The sequence below is a fragment of the Sporolactobacillus pectinivorans genome (assembly GCF_002802965.1).
Taxonomy (GTDB): domain Bacteria; phylum Bacillota; class Bacilli; order Bacillales; family Sporolactobacillaceae; genus Sporolactobacillus; species Sporolactobacillus pectinivorans.
On sequence record NZ_NXGA01000002.1, the window covers coordinates 1 to 15,817 of the forward strand.

The 15,817-nt window shown below is 29.7% G+C and carries 17 protein-coding genes and 2 pseudogenes; 10 read left to right on the top strand and 9 right to left on the bottom strand.

Annotation, left to right across the window (positions count from 1 at the left end; translation table 11 throughout):
• Positions 1-78: 78 nt before the first annotated feature.
• From COP04_RS19035 to COP04_RS19045, 3 genes and pseudogenes are all read left to right on the top strand, one after another.
• Positions 79-345: pseudogene (locus COP04_RS19035) on the top strand (replication initiation protein); the annotation flags it as partial.
• 18 nt (positions 346-363) lie between these two features.
• Positions 364-849 carry a helix-turn-helix domain-containing protein gene (locus tag COP04_RS19040; protein ID WP_002487969.1) on the top strand — a complete coding sequence of 162 codons (486 nt, stop codon included), beginning with the start codon at positions 364-366 and terminating at the stop codon, positions 847-849.
• A 362-nt stretch (positions 850-1,211) separates the two neighbouring features.
• The gene (locus COP04_RS19045) at positions 1,212-2,153 is read left to right on the top strand and encodes a cation diffusion facilitator family transporter (protein ID WP_001831389.1); all 942 of its coding nucleotides are present in this window, start codon (positions 1,212-1,214) and stop codon (positions 2,151-2,153) included.
• A 40-nt stretch (positions 2,154-2,193) separates the two neighbouring features.
• Here COP04_RS19045 and COP04_RS19050 read toward each other — a convergent pair whose 3' ends face one another.
• Entirely contained in the window at positions 2,194-2,469 is a 276-nt protein-coding gene (locus COP04_RS19050) for a glutaredoxin family protein (protein ID WP_001831374.1), read from the bottom strand.
• A gap of 174 nt (positions 2,470-2,643) precedes the next feature.
• Between COP04_RS19050 and COP04_RS19055 the strand changes: the two genes are divergently transcribed.
• The 5 genes from COP04_RS19055 to COP04_RS19075 all read left to right on the top strand — a co-directional run bounded on the left by COP04_RS19055 (position 2,644) and on the right by COP04_RS19075 (position 7,004).
• The gene (locus COP04_RS19055; RefSeq protein WP_001831396.1) at positions 2,644-2,919 is read left to right on the top strand and encodes a metal-sensing transcriptional repressor; all 276 of its coding nucleotides are present in this window, start codon (positions 2,644-2,646) and stop codon (positions 2,917-2,919) included.
• Between the two features lie 14 nt (positions 2,920-2,933).
• On the top strand, positions 2,934-5,321 hold the full coding sequence (locus tag COP04_RS19060; protein WP_001832797.1) for a heavy metal translocating P-type ATPase: 2,388 nt from the start codon (positions 2,934-2,936) through the stop codon (positions 5,319-5,321).
• A gap of 33 nt (positions 5,322-5,354) precedes the next feature.
• Entirely contained in the window at positions 5,355-5,564 is a 210-nt protein-coding gene (gene copZ / locus COP04_RS19065; RefSeq protein WP_001831373.1) for a copper chaperone CopZ, read from the top strand.
• A 63-nt stretch (positions 5,565-5,627) separates the two neighbouring features.
• Complete coding sequence (locus COP04_RS19070) at positions 5,628-6,284, top strand: hypothetical protein (protein WP_001831384.1); 657 nt, start codon at positions 5,628-5,630, stop codon at positions 6,282-6,284.
• 192 nt (positions 6,285-6,476) lie between these two features.
• A complete protein-coding gene (locus tag COP04_RS19075; protein WP_001831394.1) occupies positions 6,477-7,004 on the top strand; it encodes a GNAT family N-acetyltransferase in 528 nt (175 codons plus the stop codon).
• Between the two features lie 267 nt (positions 7,005-7,271).
• Here COP04_RS19075 and COP04_RS19080 read toward each other — a convergent pair whose 3' ends face one another.
• Together COP04_RS19080 and COP04_RS19085 are read right to left on the bottom strand one after the other, a co-directional pair.
• Positions 7,272-7,823 (bottom strand): type III toxin-antitoxin system ToxN/AbiQ family toxin, encoded by a 552-nt coding sequence (locus tag COP04_RS19080; protein ID WP_002488419.1) that lies wholly within the window; start codon positions 7,821-7,823, stop codon positions 7,272-7,274.
• A 549-nt stretch (positions 7,824-8,372) separates the two neighbouring features.
• Positions 8,373-8,897, bottom strand: a complete 525-nt coding sequence (locus COP04_RS19085) for a hypothetical protein (RefSeq protein ID WP_020365884.1) — start codon at positions 8,895-8,897, stop codon at positions 8,373-8,375.
• 58 nt (positions 8,898-8,955) lie between these two features.
• Here COP04_RS19085 and COP04_RS19090 point away from each other — a divergent pair, with 58 nt between their 5' ends.
• On the top strand, positions 8,956-9,630 hold the full coding sequence (locus tag COP04_RS19090) for an IS6 family transposase (RefSeq protein WP_001105960.1): 675 nt from the start codon (positions 8,956-8,958) through the stop codon (positions 9,628-9,630).
• 121 nt (positions 9,631-9,751) lie between these two features.
• On the opposite strand, the pseudogene COP04_RS19100 reads toward COP04_RS19090, so the two are convergent.
• The 3 genes and pseudogenes from COP04_RS19100 to COP04_RS19110 all read right to left on the bottom strand — a co-directional run.
• Positions 9,752-9,919 (bottom strand): annotated as a pseudogene (locus COP04_RS19100) (plasmid mobilization protein); the annotation flags it as partial.
• 215 nt (positions 9,920-10,134) lie between these two features.
• Positions 10,135-10,602 (bottom strand): hypothetical protein, encoded by a 468-nt coding sequence (locus tag COP04_RS19105; protein ID WP_100489760.1) that lies wholly within the window; start codon positions 10,600-10,602, stop codon positions 10,135-10,137.
• Positions 10,603-10,845: 243 nt separating this feature from the next.
• Entirely contained in the window at positions 10,846-11,373 is a 528-nt protein-coding gene (locus COP04_RS19110) for an LPXTG cell wall anchor domain-containing protein (protein ID WP_100489761.1), read from the bottom strand.
• 140 nt (positions 11,374-11,513) lie between these two features.
• Here COP04_RS19110 and COP04_RS19115 point away from each other — a divergent pair, with 140 nt between their 5' ends.
• Positions 11,514-12,215 (top strand): hypothetical protein, encoded by a 702-nt coding sequence (locus COP04_RS19115; RefSeq protein ID WP_100489762.1) that lies wholly within the window; start codon positions 11,514-11,516, stop codon positions 12,213-12,215.
• 169 nt (positions 12,216-12,384) lie between these two features.
• Here COP04_RS19115 and COP04_RS19120 read toward each other — a convergent pair whose 3' ends face one another.
• The 3 genes from COP04_RS19120 to COP04_RS19140 all read right to left on the bottom strand — a co-directional run bounded on the left by COP04_RS19120 (position 12,385) and on the right by COP04_RS19140 (position 15,781).
• The gene (locus tag COP04_RS19120; protein ID WP_100489763.1) at positions 12,385-13,047 is read right to left on the bottom strand and encodes a short chain dehydrogenase; all 663 of its coding nucleotides are present in this window, start codon (positions 13,045-13,047) and stop codon (positions 12,385-12,387) included.
• 813 nt (positions 13,048-13,860) lie between these two features.
• Positions 13,861-14,718 (bottom strand): replication initiation protein, encoded by an 858-nt coding sequence (locus tag COP04_RS19130; protein ID WP_095324059.1) that lies wholly within the window; start codon positions 14,716-14,718, stop codon positions 13,861-13,863.
• Between the two features lie 754 nt (positions 14,719-15,472).
• The gene (locus COP04_RS19140) at positions 15,473-15,781 is read right to left on the bottom strand and encodes a mobilization protein (RefSeq protein WP_239985019.1); all 309 of its coding nucleotides are present in this window, start codon (positions 15,779-15,781) and stop codon (positions 15,473-15,475) included.
• Between the last annotated feature and the right edge of the window lie 36 nt (positions 15,782-15,817).

Here is a 15,817-nt window from a genome sequence, read left to right on the forward strand (position 1 = left end):
CATCATGCTAGCAAGTTAAACGAACACTGACATGATATATTAGTGATTAGCTATATTTTTTACTTTGCAACAGAACCCTTTTTATTTAAAAATCTCAATATTAATAAAATTAAAGCTAAAAAAGGACGAAAGATTGAATGGTTAGAATTTTCTTTTGAACCTGAGAAACGTATTCATTCGAAACGACAATCTAATATGATAAGTACAGGCAAACCAAAACAATATATAAGCCGTGAAATGACGCCACAATGGTTAAAAAATAACACTTATGAACCAACCACATCTAAGACATCTGCGTATACAGAAGAAGAACGTCAAGCGTTTTTACAAAAAATGAAAAAGTAAAGGAGACCCAGTTATTTGATGAAAACTGTAAAGGAAGTTTCTGAACTTTTAGATGTCTCTAAACAAACAATTCATTATCATTTAAAAAGTTTACCTTCAAATTTGAAGGTAAACAAAGTAGGTAACAAATCATTAATAGATGATAATACAATAGATTATCTAAAAACAATTTTAAATAAAAAAACGACAAAAGAATCGACAAAATTTGATGAAAAATCGACAAACAAAACAGAATCATTAAATAACCAATATAGCAGTTATATCGATAAATACATAGAGCATTTAGAATCAGAAATTCGACAAAAGAATCGACAAATTGACGATTTAACAATTGCATTAAAACAAGAACAATCTTTGAATTTAAATAGCCAAAATATATTAAGTAATACCAAAAAAATAGAAACTGATAATATAGATTCAAAAGAAGATATCATTACTCCAAAAGCATCAAAAAAAAATGAACAAAAACAATCTATCTTTTCTAAACTATTCAAAAAAAAATAATGTATTCACGCCTAAAGGCGTGAATACATTATTTTCTCTAAAAAGAAATTATCACTTGTTAATTATAATATAGTTAATATTTAGCAAGTGAAGTGTGGTTTATCATATGCAAAAATCCCACTACTGTCCAAAGCAAAGTAGGGTTTTTATTTAATATACAAAATACAAAGCATTTCTATATTGACAAAGGATAAAAATCATACTAACTTATGAATATATGAGCATATATTCATAAGTTAGTATGATTTTCTTCGAGTAACAAAACATTAATTGAAATTTTATATTTTTTAACTCTATAGTTATAAAAACAAAAATTCAAATTATAGAAAATATTTTTCATCATTAAAAAGAGGAGGGATTAAATGGAAAACGATCACAATCATAATCATACACATGGCGCGAACAAAAAGACTTTATTAATTAGTTTTATTATTATTACAAGTTACATGATTGTAGAAGGGTTAGGTGGTTTCTTTACTAACAGTCTTGCGTTAATTTCAGATGCTGGTCATATGTTAAGTGATTCTATTTCTTTAGGTATTGCTTTAATTGCATTTACTTTAGGAGCGAAGCAAGCTAATACAAATAAAACTTTTGGCTACAAAAGGTTTGAAATACTAGCAGCTGTACTTAATGGTATTACTTTGATGTTAATAGCTATCTATATTTTTTATGAAGCTATTGAGAGATTTAAAAACCCCCCTGAGGTAGCTTCTACAGGCATGTTAATTATCGCCTTGGTAGGCTTGTTTATTAATATTATTGTGGCTTGGATAATGCTGCGCGGGAGCGATGTAGAAGAAAACTTAAATATGCGTGGAGCATATTTGCATGTAATAAGCGACATGCTTGGATCTATAGGTGCAGTTATAGCAGCCCTTCTCATTATATTTTTTAGATGGGGGTGGGCGGATCCTTTAGCAAGTGTGATTGTAGCAATTTTAGTACTACGTAGCGGCTTTTATGTAACAAAATCAAGTCTTCATGTATTAATGGAGGGAGCACCAAGCAATATAAATACAAAAGACATTATTAAAACTATTAAAAAATTCAAAGAAGTTAAAAATATTCATGACTTTCATGTTTGGTCAGTAACTAGCGGATTAAACGCGTTATCTTGTCATATTGTTGTAGAAGATACAATGACCATTACTGAAAATGAGTTTTTACTTAAACGTATAGAACATGAACTCAATCATCAAAATATTCAACATGTCACAATACAGACTGAAACTTCTAACAATAATCATAGTGAAAAATTGTTTTGTATCGTGAAAGAAGAAGACAGTCAACATCATCATTAAATAAACAGCCATTATTTTTTAATAATGGCTGTTTATTTAATTATTCCAATATATTTAATATATCTTTTTTGTTATTTTCAAATCCCACGTAATATTTAAACAACTTTTTTTTACCCCAAAAAATTTTTTTATAAAAAACAAATAAGGGAACAATTCGGTTGCCTGATATTTTTTTCATTTCTTCTTCTAAGTCCAAATTTTGACTTACATCTTTATGACTATAACTAATCTCTTGAGAGTTTAAATACCTTTTTGATTCTTGGCAATCAGAGCATGTAGGTCTTGTGTAAAGCTCAAGTTGTATATTTTTATCCAAATATATCTCTCCTAATATAAGTTTTAGCATACATTTTATACAAGTGTACCTCTTAAAACAAACTATAAATATTAATTTTTTATATGAAACTTTTGTATTGACTTATACCTACTAGGGGTATAATATAGATTCCAACAAGAGATACCCCGTTAGGGTATATGAGGAGGGGTGAAATTGAACACTACTACTGTTAAAAACAATGACGCATTGCTCAATAGACTCAAAAGATTAGAAGGACAAATGCGCGGTTTACAATCAATGATAGCAGAAGATAGATATTGTATAGATGTACTAGTACAAATAACAGCAATACAATCAGCCCTAAAACAAGTGGGTTTTATAGTAACTGAAGACCATATATCTAATTGTGTAAGTGAAGGTATTAAAAATGGCAACGGAGAAGAAAGTATCAAAGAATTGATGGTTGTATTAAAACAATTTTCAAAATAGGAGGAAAGAAATAATTGAGTGAAAATATTAAAAAAACCTCATTAGGTATCACAGGCATGACATGTGCAGCTTGCTCGAATAAAGTAGAAAAAAATCTAAATAAATTAGATGAAGTTAACGCTAATGTAAATCCTTCTACAGAGAAAGCTACAATTGAATATAACCCCAATGTTACATCATTAGAAGATATTGCAAATACAATTCAAAAAACAGGTTATGGAGTTTTAACCGAAAAAGTGGATCTCGATGTAATGGGAATGACGTGTGCAGCTTGTTCGAATAAAATCGAAAAAGTTTTAAATCGAATCTCAGGTGTAAATAAGGCTACAGTTAATTTAACCACAGAAAGTGCTACTGTAGAATACAACCCTGATATGACGTCTGTAGATGAATTTCAACAACGTATTAAAAACCTAGGGTATGAGGCACAACCTAAAAAAGAAGCATCAGAAAAAAGTTCCCAAAAAGAAAAACAATTAAAACGACAGTTAATTAAATTAGTTGTTTCAGCTGTTTTAGCAGCTCCATTGTTAATGACAATGTTCGTTCATTTATTTGGTATTCAAATACCACATATATTTATGAACCCGTGGTTCCAATTTGTATTAGCAACGCCTGTTCAATTTGTTATTGGTTGGCAATTTTATGTAGGCGCTTATAAAAACCTTCGTAATGGGTCAGCAAATATGGATGTTCTTGTCGCTTTAGGTACAAGCGCAGCCTTCTTTTATAGTATTTATGAATCGATTAAGTGGTTAATTAATACAAATTATGAGCCACACCTATATTTTGAAACAAGTGCTGTATTAATTACTTTAATTCTTTTCGGAAAGTATTTAGAAGCACGTGCTAAAACACAAACAACAAATGCGTTAAGTAAATTGTTGAATTTACAAGCTAAAGAAGCACGTATATTACGCAACGGTGAAGAGACTATGGTTCCTTTAAGTGAGGTAAAAGAAGGAGACTATTTAGTTATCAAACCAGGAGAAAAAATACCAGTAGATGGCAAAATAATTAAAGGTATGACTTCAATTGACGAGTCAATGTTGACAGGTGAATCTATTCCTGTTGAAAAAATGCAAAATGATAATGTTATAGGATCAACAATGAATAAAAATGGAGCAATTACTGTTGAAGCAACAAAAGTTGGTAAAGATACAGCTCTTGCCTCCATTGTTAAAGTTGTCGAAGAAGCGCAAGGTTCTAAAGCGCCAATACAAAGACTAGCAGATATTATTTCTGGATATTTTGTACCTATCGTTGTAGGTATCGCGATTTTCACATTTATTATATGGATTTCATTAGTTCAGCCGGGACAATTTGAACCAGCCTTAGTTGCTGCAATAGCAGTATTAGTTATCGCTTGTCCTTGTGCGTTAGGCTTAGCTACGCCTACTTCTATAATGGTGGGTACCGGAAAAGCTGCTGAAAATGGCATTCTATTTAAAGGTGGAGAACACATTGAAGGTACACACGCTATTAATACAGTTGTTTTAGATAAAACTGGCACTATAACAAATGGCACACCTGAAGTCACTGATTTTAGTGGAGATGATCAAACATTACAATTGTTAGCTAGTGCAGAAAAAGGTTCTGAACACCCACTAGCTGAAGCTATCGTAAGTTATGCTAAAGAAAAATCATTAGAATTTTTAGAAGTAGACCATTTTGAAGCTATACCAGGGCGCGGTATAAATGCAACAATTGATGGTAAAGAACTTTTTGTCGGAAATCGAAAACTAATGAGTGAAAAAGGAATCCAAACTAATGAAGCTGAAACAAATCTCGCTCAATTTGAAAAAGAAGGAAAAACTGCAATGCTTATAAGCGTAGATAACGAATTGAGAGGGGTTGTCGCTGTAGCTGATACAGTTAAAGATACTGCCCAACAAGCTATTCAAAAACTTCATGAATTAGGTATTGAAGTTGCTATGTTAACTGGTGATAACAAACGTACCGCACAAGCAATAGCAAAACAAGTTGGTATAGACACGATTATTGCAGAGGTTTTACCAGAAGAAAAAGCTTCTAAAGTAGCAGAAATTCAATCTGAAGGTAAAAAAGTAGCTATGGTTGGAGATGGTGTCAATGATGCTCCAGCACTAGTTAAAGCAGATATTGGTATTGCCATTGGTACAGGTACAGAAGTTGCAATCGAAGCTGCTGATATAACTATTTTAGGAGGAGACCTTTTATTAATTCCAAAAGCAATAAAAGCAAGTAAATCTACAATTCGTAATATTCGCCAAAATCTATTTTGGGCGTTTGGTTACAATGTTGCAGGTATCCCTATAGCAGCAATTGGTCTGCTAGCACCTTGGGTTGCGGGAGCAGCAATGGCTTTAAGTTCTGTAAGTGTTGTCACAAACGCTTTACGTCTAAAACGTATGAAATTATAAGAATCTTATATTTCTTGAAAGGAGGTGACAACATTGACTAACGAAGTTATTAATGTAGAAGGTATGAGCTGTGACCATTGCAAGCATTCAATTGAAAAAGCATTAAATGGATTAGATGGTGTAACATCTTCAGAAGTAAGCTTGGCGAATGGGAATGTGGAAGTTGAATTTGATGAAAATCAAGTAGCTTTCAACGACTTTAAAGAAGCTATTGAAGATCAAGGTTACGATGTAATTAAATAATTTAAATAGTTGGGCATATCGTTTAATGATATGCCCTTATTAAAAATTAAGGAGGATAAAAATATGAATCATAATCATGAATATCATTCAAACAAACCCGAAATTAAAGCAAATGTTGTATATAGAGATGGTAATATAGAAATTACGTTAGAAGATGAATTTAATAATGCCCCATTATTAGATACTATGCATGAAAAAGAAATGCATTTCGTTTTAGTATCTAATGACATGGAGAAATATTACCACCTACACCCTCAAAAAAAGCATGAAGGTTTATTTATAATTAACCAACAATTAGAGCCAGGAACTTACCAGGCTTTTGTTGATGTTACACCAAAAAACCATGTGTATTCCGTTCATCCTATTGAACTGCAAATTGGAGATAAAATAACCTCTACAACATCTTTAAATTCTGATAAAAATTGGGTAAAAGTTAACAAAGGAGTTCATGTAACTTTAAATTCTATAAGTGCTAAAGAAGATGAACATGTCCCTTTAACTTTCAATACAGAATTAACTCCCCAACCTTATTTAGGAGCTTTAGGACATGTGATTATATTTGATGAGCAATTAACTGATTATATTCATGTTCACCCAGAATCACCTGATTCTACAACCTTTTATGCTCATTTTCCTAAAAAAGGGATGTATAAAATTTGGGCAGAATTTAAATTTAATGATGAAGTGCATAGATTTACTTATAATATTAAAGTTGCATAAATCTATTAGCAAAAGCTTAAAAATCAGTAAATTGTAAAGAGTTATTTAGATAATACAAAACGCTTTATAAAAAATCGAAAATTTAAGATAGAAAGTTGATGAAGAAAGTATCAAAAAATTGTAGTGGTTGTTTATATTGCAACATTCACTGAATTTTTATAGTTAATAACCTATTATTTAAGGAGTAATTTATTGATTAAGTTTGAATATTTTGAGGAGAAAGATTTTGATTTATTAATAAACTGGATAAACTCTCCTGAACTTTTAGTCAAATGGGCAGGTACAGATTTTAATTATCCCCTAGATGAAGAACAATTAAAGGAATATATTAAAGACACAAATAAAGAAAATTCTAGTAAAATAATTTATAAAGTTATCATTGAAGAAAATAATTCAAAAAAAATTATAGGTCATATTGCTTTAAATAATATAGATTTTAAAAATTGTTCCGCCACGTTAAGTAAAGTTTTAGTAGGTGATCCGCAAATGCGTGGCCAAGGATTAGGCCCTAAAATAATAAAGAAATTATTGAAAAAGGCTTTTGAAGATTTGGGACTACACAGAATTGAATTAGGTGTTTTTGCCTTTAATAAATCAGCTATTAAAAGTTACAAAAAGATTGGATTTATAAAAGAAGGAGAAAAAAGAGACTTTAGAAAATTAAATGGAGAATATTATAATTTATGGCAAATGAGTATGTTAGAAAGCGAATGGTCTTGAATAATTTTAAACAAAAATAGTCCTCTTATTTTAATAAGAGGACTATTTTTGTTTATTTAGAGCGTACTCAAAAATGACATTTTGTATATAAAATTTATTTTGATTCATAAGTAATTCAGCTAATGACTTCTATTTTATTAATTTTAGCTATATATTAATATAGAAATAATAGTAAACATCTAATTAACTAAGATAGACAATTACAAAGACTTTACACTAAAATTCTTCTGAGTATGTTGAGGGGAATTATTGACAGAATTATCTTTTTTACTGTTTTAAATCTTTCACATATCTTTCCAATGCTAAATAATCTACACACATTGATTCAAAAAATGAAACTTTTTTTATCACAGCATTTTTATATACTTTTTGGGCTTTATTTACGATTCTTTGATTTTCTTGCCTAATAAAAATTAATTGGTTAGTTAATAAGTTATAATATTCTAAATCTTGCTCCTTTATGTATTGCATATCTATTTTAGAAAGATATTTATCAGGAACAGGTATCATATTTAAAAATAATAGATATCCTAATCTATTTTGAATATTATTAACCTCAAACAATTTTATTGATAGTTGATTATTTAGTTTTTTATTTTCTTTAGGGGAACTTAAGGGGACAAAATAATTAAGATCATTAATAGATAATACAACTCCTAAATAAGGACGAGTGGATTTATTTAATAATACTCTCTCATCTACATTTCTTAATTCATTAATATAATCTTCATCAACATAGTATAATTTCATAATTTCTCCTACAGTATAAAAATAAAGCGACCAAATATTTGGTCGCTTTTCAATGTCTACTTGTGGCAAGACCTCTCCATTTTTTCAATTCCAACTTTTAGCATGGACTCTCTATTTTTTCAATGTCTACTTGTGGCAAGACCTCTCCTATATACATTTTAAATTTTAGCACTGTATAAATCATATGTCAATTTTTTATCTTTATATTATATTTCTCAGAACCGTTCAAATTGGTTTTCTAAGAGAAAAATGATTAAAGATTTACTAACTGATTTTTCATTAGAAATAAAGCAGGTAGACGCTTGGTACAAAATACTTTCTACACCGATACAAATCCACAATTGATTGGAAAGAGTAAAATCCTTTGACAAGCTAATTACCGTATTGTTGATAGTATAAGAAAAGACTTATTAACCAAAAAAATCCTACAAAATCAATAATAATAGTCTTTTACATTTCTCCACCAACCAATGTTATAGTCCAATTAACGAAAATGATTAGCAAAGTAATGATCCCTCTCTGCGACTAGATTGATTCTTGATAGATAGGCGAACTATATATATCATGTTCTAATATACGACCTTTGATAAGTTATTTTCTCTTAATCTAAATTTGTTATCATTTTTTCTTTTTAAATAAATTTTTGGTAATAATAAATGCAACTACATATAACTCAACTGTTACCATTAATGGTAACGTGAAAAGACCCATATACATAAATATATCATTTGCGTGCATTATTCTATCCCAATCATCAACGACACTGATGAAGTTCCACACAAAATACCCTGTAGGGACCCCAAATATTATTAAACCTATAATCATTTTTAACAGTAATTGTTTATCTCTTAGACTCATCGTAGCTATTTTAATGTCTTCTAACGTTAACCAAGATTTTTTTTGAGATGTACTAATTTTTAAATCCTTTATTCCTGTTATATCTTTTTCTGTCTGATATCCTAAGGCATCTTTTAGAATTAATTTATCTCTACCATTAATACTCACTCTATCTATAATTTCTCTTTCAATAATACAATTATTTACATTTTCTGCAAAATAGTTTTTTCTACGTCGTTTTCCTACAAATGGAAATATAAAAATAGGGAATAATAACGAATAAAGAACAAGTAATATAGCTGGCAAACGGTTCTGTTGCAAAGTTGAATTTATAATATAATTTTAACAAAAAGGAGTCTTCTGTATGAACTATTTCAGATATAAACAATTTAACAAGGATGTTATCACTGTAGCCGTTGGCTACTATCTAAGATATGCATTGAGCTATCGTGATATATCTGAAATATTAAGAGAACGTGGTGTAAACGTTCATCATTCAACGATCTACCGTTGGGTTCAAGAATATGCCCCAATTTTATATCAAATTTGGAAGAAAAAGCATAAAAAAGCTTATTACAAATGGCGTATTGATGAGACGTATATCAAAATAAAAGGAAAATGGAGCTATTTATATCGTGCCATTGATACAGAGGGACATACATTAGATATTTGGTTGCGTAAGCAACGAGATAATCATTCAGCATATGCGTTTATCAAACGTCTCATTAAACAATTTGGTAAGCCTCAAAAGGTAGTTACAGATCAGGCACCTTCAACGAAGGCAGCAATGGCTAAAATAATTAAAGCTTTTAAACTTAAACCTGACTGTCATTGTACATCGAAATATCTGAATAACCTCATTGAGCAAGATCACCGTCATATTAAAGTAAGAAAGACAAGATATCAAAGTATCAATACGGCAAAGAATACTTTAAAAGGTATTGAATGTATTTACGCTCTATATAAAAAGAACCGTAGGTCTCTTCAGATCTACGGATTTTCCCCATGCCACGAAATTAGCATCATGCTAGCAAGTTAAACGAACACTGACATGATATATTAGTGATTAGCTATATTTTTTACTTTGCAACAGAACCGTTTCATGGCTGTGTCGTTGTGCTTAATACGTTCATCTATCATTTTTTTATAATCATTATTGGCTTGTCGAAGTTCGGCACACTCATATTTAAAGTTTCAGCTGACTGTTTCAACTTTAAATATTCGGATTCGCTCACACGAAAACTAATTTGTTTTGGCTCCTTACGGTTGGGTTTACGGTTTCGCCCAACAGTTTCGTCGCTAGCCACAAATGTGTTTTGTTCGCTCATTATTCCCACCACGCTTTCTTCGAAAGATAACGCCTTTCTTACATTTTACTTTATAGGATAAAGTAAAATTCATAAAGTCGTTAAGTGGTTTGGCAAGCATTGGCTTTGCTAGCCACTAACGTGGTAGTGACGCCAGCTTGTTGGGGATAATCCCCAAGCCCCTTAGGATTTTTTCTGACGAAAAAATAGTGACTAATTGCTAGCCACTATAAAAACTATTTTTTATCAAAAAATTGATTTAAGTCTGTTTTATCTGTATCATTTGCTAATGCTTCTTCAATATAGTCTTGGGCATTAATTAATTTACTTTTTTCAAAAAAAGGAACAGAAACTAGATAATCATTTCCTGCTCGTTGAATAATTAAGGTAGTTAACATACCACTACCAAAAATTAAAGCACCAATTAAAAAGAAGATTAATGCTGAGAAAAATGAAGATCCAATCATAGACAATGCAATTAACATGATAATAATCCCAAAAATCATAGGCATTATTTTATATTTACTAGATAATTTAGTTGAGCTAATATTTTTTAAAGGAATTGTTTCAGAGTCCTTTCCAGCTGGAAAAATTCCAAAAATAGAATTAGCTGTATTAACTTTTACAAATCTAGAGTCTACTGATAGATGACCTTTAATCCAAAAGAATAAAATGGATAAAGAAAACGCTACTTCTTTTTTTATTATGTATCCTCCAATATAATATTTTATTAAATTTTAACATTAAAGTTGACTATAGTAATATGTTTTTTTAAATAAATATATTTTATTGAAACATTTGTTTAAATTCACTCAGTTAATTTTCCTACTATTAAAAGCTATCTATCAAATATAGTAAGTAAAAAATATTAAATAGAATAGTTAACTCAACTCAAAAAATGCATCAAAAAAGAGAGCTCAGAATTTAAACTCTCTTTTTTGATAAATTTATTTTTCTTTTGAAAAACGTTTGAATGTTAATAATGAACCAGCAGCTAATAATACTGATGCAATCATTGTTACTAATGTAGCATTTGATGATTCTTCACCAGTTTCTGGTAATGCTTTATCTTGAGATTGCTCTTGAGTATTGTTTTGAGCTGTAGTGTTGTTATCAGTAGCTTGTGAATAGTGATTATTATCTTGTGTGTTTTGTTGTTGTGCTTCAGCATAAACAATATCTTTTGTAGGTTCTTGTGGACTATGCCCAACTACACGACCATCTTTATAAACTTTAGCTGTTGCAGAACCATTATCTTTTTCGCCACCAAAATTTAATTCATAATATTCACCTTTATCTTTATAATTACTTGAAATGATTTTTCCTGAAGAAGTGTATTTTGAGCCAATAGCTTGTTCTGCATAATCTTTAACATTTGAGTCATTAACAACTTGGTCTGCATTTGCTGTGCCAAAGCTTGTAAATAGTAATGCACCTGCTAATGTTGTTGCTCCTAAAGTTTTAGTTTGTTTCATGAAATTTATCCCCCTCTATATTTTTTAAAAATTACAACTAAATTCTAACATAAACTATTAAAAACTAGGGGGTATATATATATTTTTTTTTATTTTATTAATGTATTATTGTAAATATATTAATAAAGAGAGGTATTTTTATGAAAAGTATTATAAAATGTGGTTTAGTTATATGCACTTCATCTCTATTTTTAGTTAGCTGTGGTACAGATGTGGCTAACGAAAAAAGTGTCAATATGAATAAAATATTAAAAGATGATAATGAACATATTAGTTATATAGTAACGGATGAAAACAGCTTATCAAAAGATTCCACAATTGGATTTTATATTCTTTCTAAGAATGGTAAAGCTAAGTTATATGATGGTACTGATGAAACCACTGTTTCAAAAATAGCCAAGATGGATAAGAAAGAGATTAAAAATCAAATGAAAAAAGAAGACAAAGAATACTTTGAGACTGATAAGAAAGATGTTTTAGAATTGGTTGATAAAAACCCTGATGAAGTAAAAGATACTAAATACAAAGAGCCTAAAGCACAAAAAATTAAAATGTCTTCTTCTTCCTCTGATAAATCATCTTTTAAATTTTTAATTCATGGTTTTGATACAATTTCTGATGACTATCAAGAAGATCCTAATGAAGATACTCCCACGAAAGGTGTCTATGTGGATAACAGGGAATTAAAATACGATTTCGACAAAGTTGTTAACCCTAAAGAATTCTCTGACAAGAAATTTGCTGGTTTAAAATATTATGACGATATAGATGAAGTTAATGAGTATCTCATAACTAGAGTTGGTGACAAAGCTAAAGAAGTTGAAATGGGAGAATCTAAATAATATTAAAAAAATAATGTGAAATTAAATCGAAAATACATTATATATACAACATCACTACTTATAATCGTTAATTATGTTAATTAAAGGAAAAAGACCCAAACACCGTCATATCAGTGTCTGGGTCTTTTAAAAATGAAAAGTGAATATAAGATAATGAGATACTAAAACATTAATAAACTTTATACGTTTGTCCAGTTTGAGCGCCTTCAACACTTTTAATAAATGCATTTGCTACTTTATCAACTGGAACAGCTNTCCAGTTTGATTCAACACTTTTAATAAATGCATTTGCTACTTTATCAACTGGAACAGCTGTAAATCCTTTGAAGAATTCTCCATACTTATCTAAAGCTTCTTCAACGACATTAGGACTTACATTGTTAATTCTTAAACCATTTTTTAATTCTACAGCTGCTGATGTAACAAATCCTGAGACACCACCATTTGCCATAGCTGCTGAAGAACCTAATAAAATAGGATCATCCATCATAATTCCGGAAGTTAAAGTAAAGCTACCATTTTTATTTAAATAGTGTTGGCCTATTAAAACAAGATTTATCTGTCCTAATAATTTACTTTTTATGGCTACATTATTTTCTTCTAAACTCATATCTGATAGGGATTTGAAAGTTGCTCCTCCCGTGGCACTGACAACAGCATCTATATCTTTAATATCTTTATACATTTGTTCAATTTCTGTTGGAGAGGTAATATCTAATTGATAATCACCAGATTTACTGCCAACTTCAATAACTTCATGATTATTTTCTTTAAGTTTCTTAGATACACTTTTACCTATTGTGCCAGTAGCACCAATAACTACTATTTTCATTGTAATCCTCCTAATAAATACTGTTATTTTTATAAATTTTTTAGCCAAAATAAATATATTCGAAAGTTTACTATTAACACTTACATACTTAATGTAACATATACATTTATGAATTTATTCTGTAAAACATAGTATATTCAAGTAATGTTAATATTAAATAAGCTTATACATAGAATATACAAATTAGCTACCCATAATCTTTTATTATGTCAACTAACTCAAAAGGGACAAACGCTGAAATGACGGCGTTTGTCCCTTTTGGTTCGGATTATAGGATATTCATCTTTTATACAGTACCCCAATGACACGTTTTCATGCATTTTCATTAAATGAAATTTTGTATATTTATGTAAGTTACACTTGTGTAACCTACACATAGCGTATACTTATTTAATAGTAAACAAGTAAACAAATATACAAGTAAACTATTAAACTTGTTTACTTGTGATATGTATGTAGCTGTTGCATACAATATGCGCGCATATTGTGTGCAACAGCTACATACATATCATGCGAAATCTTACAGTACAAAGGAATTTTGTTATACTAAAAAAGCACTTCCGTGCAAGAGAGGAGGTGTCACATATAATGATAATCTTGCTATTTGTATTAGATAAGCTCATTTTTCCAATTATTGTTGGGTATGTTCTTTATCTATTACAACAAGAACATAAGTAAAAAGAAACCCCCAGCCGGCACGCTGGGGGTTTCACATACAATGATATATCTGCTATTTGTTACTTTCAGTATATCCTTTCTTATGCTTTTTGTAAAACAATCTCGTTGTATATGGTTGTTTTCCGTTATTTTTCTCTATTCTTCCCAATCCACTTTAAGTTGTTTTAAAAAGGCTTCTCGTTCTTTCTCTAATTGTGGATCATACTCATTTTTTGTTTGTTTTTCATATGTGCGTTCTTCTAACCATTTCGGCGTTTTTTCACGACTTATATATTGTCGTGACTTACCTATATTCACCATTTGTGGCTGTCGTTTATTGTGAATACGTTTCTCAGCGTCAAATGTAAACTCTAGCCATTCAATTTTACGTCCTTTTTTCGCTTTTATTTTATTGATATTAAGGTTATTAAAAATAAAGCCTAATTCTTTAATGATAGGGGCTAATACTTTTTGATTAATATTTGTCATACGGTAACTATTAGGAATGTCTAGCCGTTCTCTAAAATCATCAATTTTAATTTTTACATAGCCAGTATGTTTATACTGTTTAAGTATTCTGAACATATGCTTAGAATATGTAGATTTAAGGTGTGTCATTTCTCGAAGTTCAAATTTAGTGAAGTTATTAGTTAATGAATTAATAATATGTTCTAAATCTGGATTAACACCAATAGCCACATACTCTTTATCTTTATAAATTTCTACTTTAGTAAAAAGAATAAATTTTCTAATAACATTCTCAGTTTCTTCTCTATATGTTAAAGAGAAGACTTTATCATAGAATTTTTCTAAATCTTGAATAAAAAGCTTTTTATCATGACTATAGTAATTACTTAATTCTTTTAATTCTTCAAATGGCACATTAACAGTCAAATTGCCTTTATCTTTTAATTTATTACACAAAGTAAAAAATAGATTAACTTCGGTATTATTAAATTTTCTCAATGGAACTAAATTCATATCATTTTTATATACTACTGTTTCTCCACTCAACTAACTCCACTCCAATCTAAAAGAAACCTTTATAGAATAAAGATTCCTATTAATTTTAATTATAAATACTTATAATCGCTAGTTTATAAACAATAATAACATAAAGAAACCTAATATAAAAAAAGTTTCTTTAGTTTAATGATTGGTTGCCTTTAGTTTAATGATTGGTTGCCTTTAGTTTAATGATTGGTTGCCTTTAGTTTAATGATTGGTTGTCTTTAACATTTCAAATCCGTTGTCACTCTAGGGCTCAAATGACTCCTAAAAAGGTTTTAAAAAGATTTATAAAAAGATATTAAAAAGTTCGGGGCAATACGACCCTCACAAATTCAAAAGACAAAAAGGAAACCAACCACATTTGTGGTTGGTTTTTATTATTTAAAAAAGCAATAAGTGATATAACTTTAATGCATTATTCCAATTGCTTTATTGACATTGAGCCTCTGAACCCTTAATAAACCCAAAAACTGTCGACTCGTCGGTTTCATAGCTCACGCTATACCGACATTCGTCGAAACAGTTTAATTAAGGGTTCTTCTCAATGCACAATAAATTTTCTCGGCATAATGGCGTGTGTTACTTTTTATTTCTCTTTTCTGAATAAGGTAAATAAAAGATGATAAACAAAGCACATACAATGGCTATAAAAGCACCTAAAAAGACCAATTGAGTTTCTCCTTTTAATTTCTAAGCTATTTTAAGCTTGATACAGCTTTTTTATTACCTCAAATGTGGTTTTTATTCAACATTTATATTAAATGCGCTTATACGCGCTTAAAATGGCATATATAAGTCCTCCAAATAAAGCATAAGGAACAAGATAGAAAATAAGTATGAAATAACGCCATGCTGAATGACCTGTTTTTAGGACATAGTTCAGCCATTCATAAAAATGTTGCACACCTAACCAGTCGCCTAAGGGACTTAAGACTAAAAATGTGACCATGACTAAAGCAATGATAAAAAACATTGCTGTAATACCTTTGGTTAAACGATTAAACGCTTGATCATATTGTTTCATGGGTTCTGTTGCAAAGTTGAATTTATAATATAATTTTAACAAAAAGGAGTCTTCTGTATGAACTATTTCAGATATAAA

Excerpts from the sequence above, each read along its gene's own strand:
- COP04_RS19110 (WP_100489761.1), bottom strand. The coding sequence starts at position 11,373 with ATGAAACAAACTAAAACTTTAGGAGCAACAACATTAGCAGGTGCATTA.
- COP04_RS19045 (WP_001831389.1), top strand. The coding sequence starts at position 1,212 with ATGGAAAACGATCACAATCATAATCATACACATGGCGCGAACAAAAAG.
- COP04_RS19070 (WP_001831384.1), top strand. The coding sequence starts at position 5,628 with ATGAATCATAATCATGAATATCATTCAAACAAACCCGAAATTAAAGCA.
- COP04_RS19115 (WP_100489762.1), top strand. The coding sequence starts at position 11,514 with ATGAAAAGTATTATAAAATGTGGTTTAGTTATATGCACTTCATCTCTA.
- COP04_RS19090 (WP_001105960.1), top strand. The coding sequence starts at position 8,956 with ATGAACTATTTCAGATATAAACAATTTAACAAGGATGTTATCACTGTA.
- COP04_RS19040 (WP_002487969.1), top strand. The coding sequence starts at position 364 with ATGAAAACTGTAAAGGAAGTTTCTGAACTTTTAGATGTCTCTAAACAA.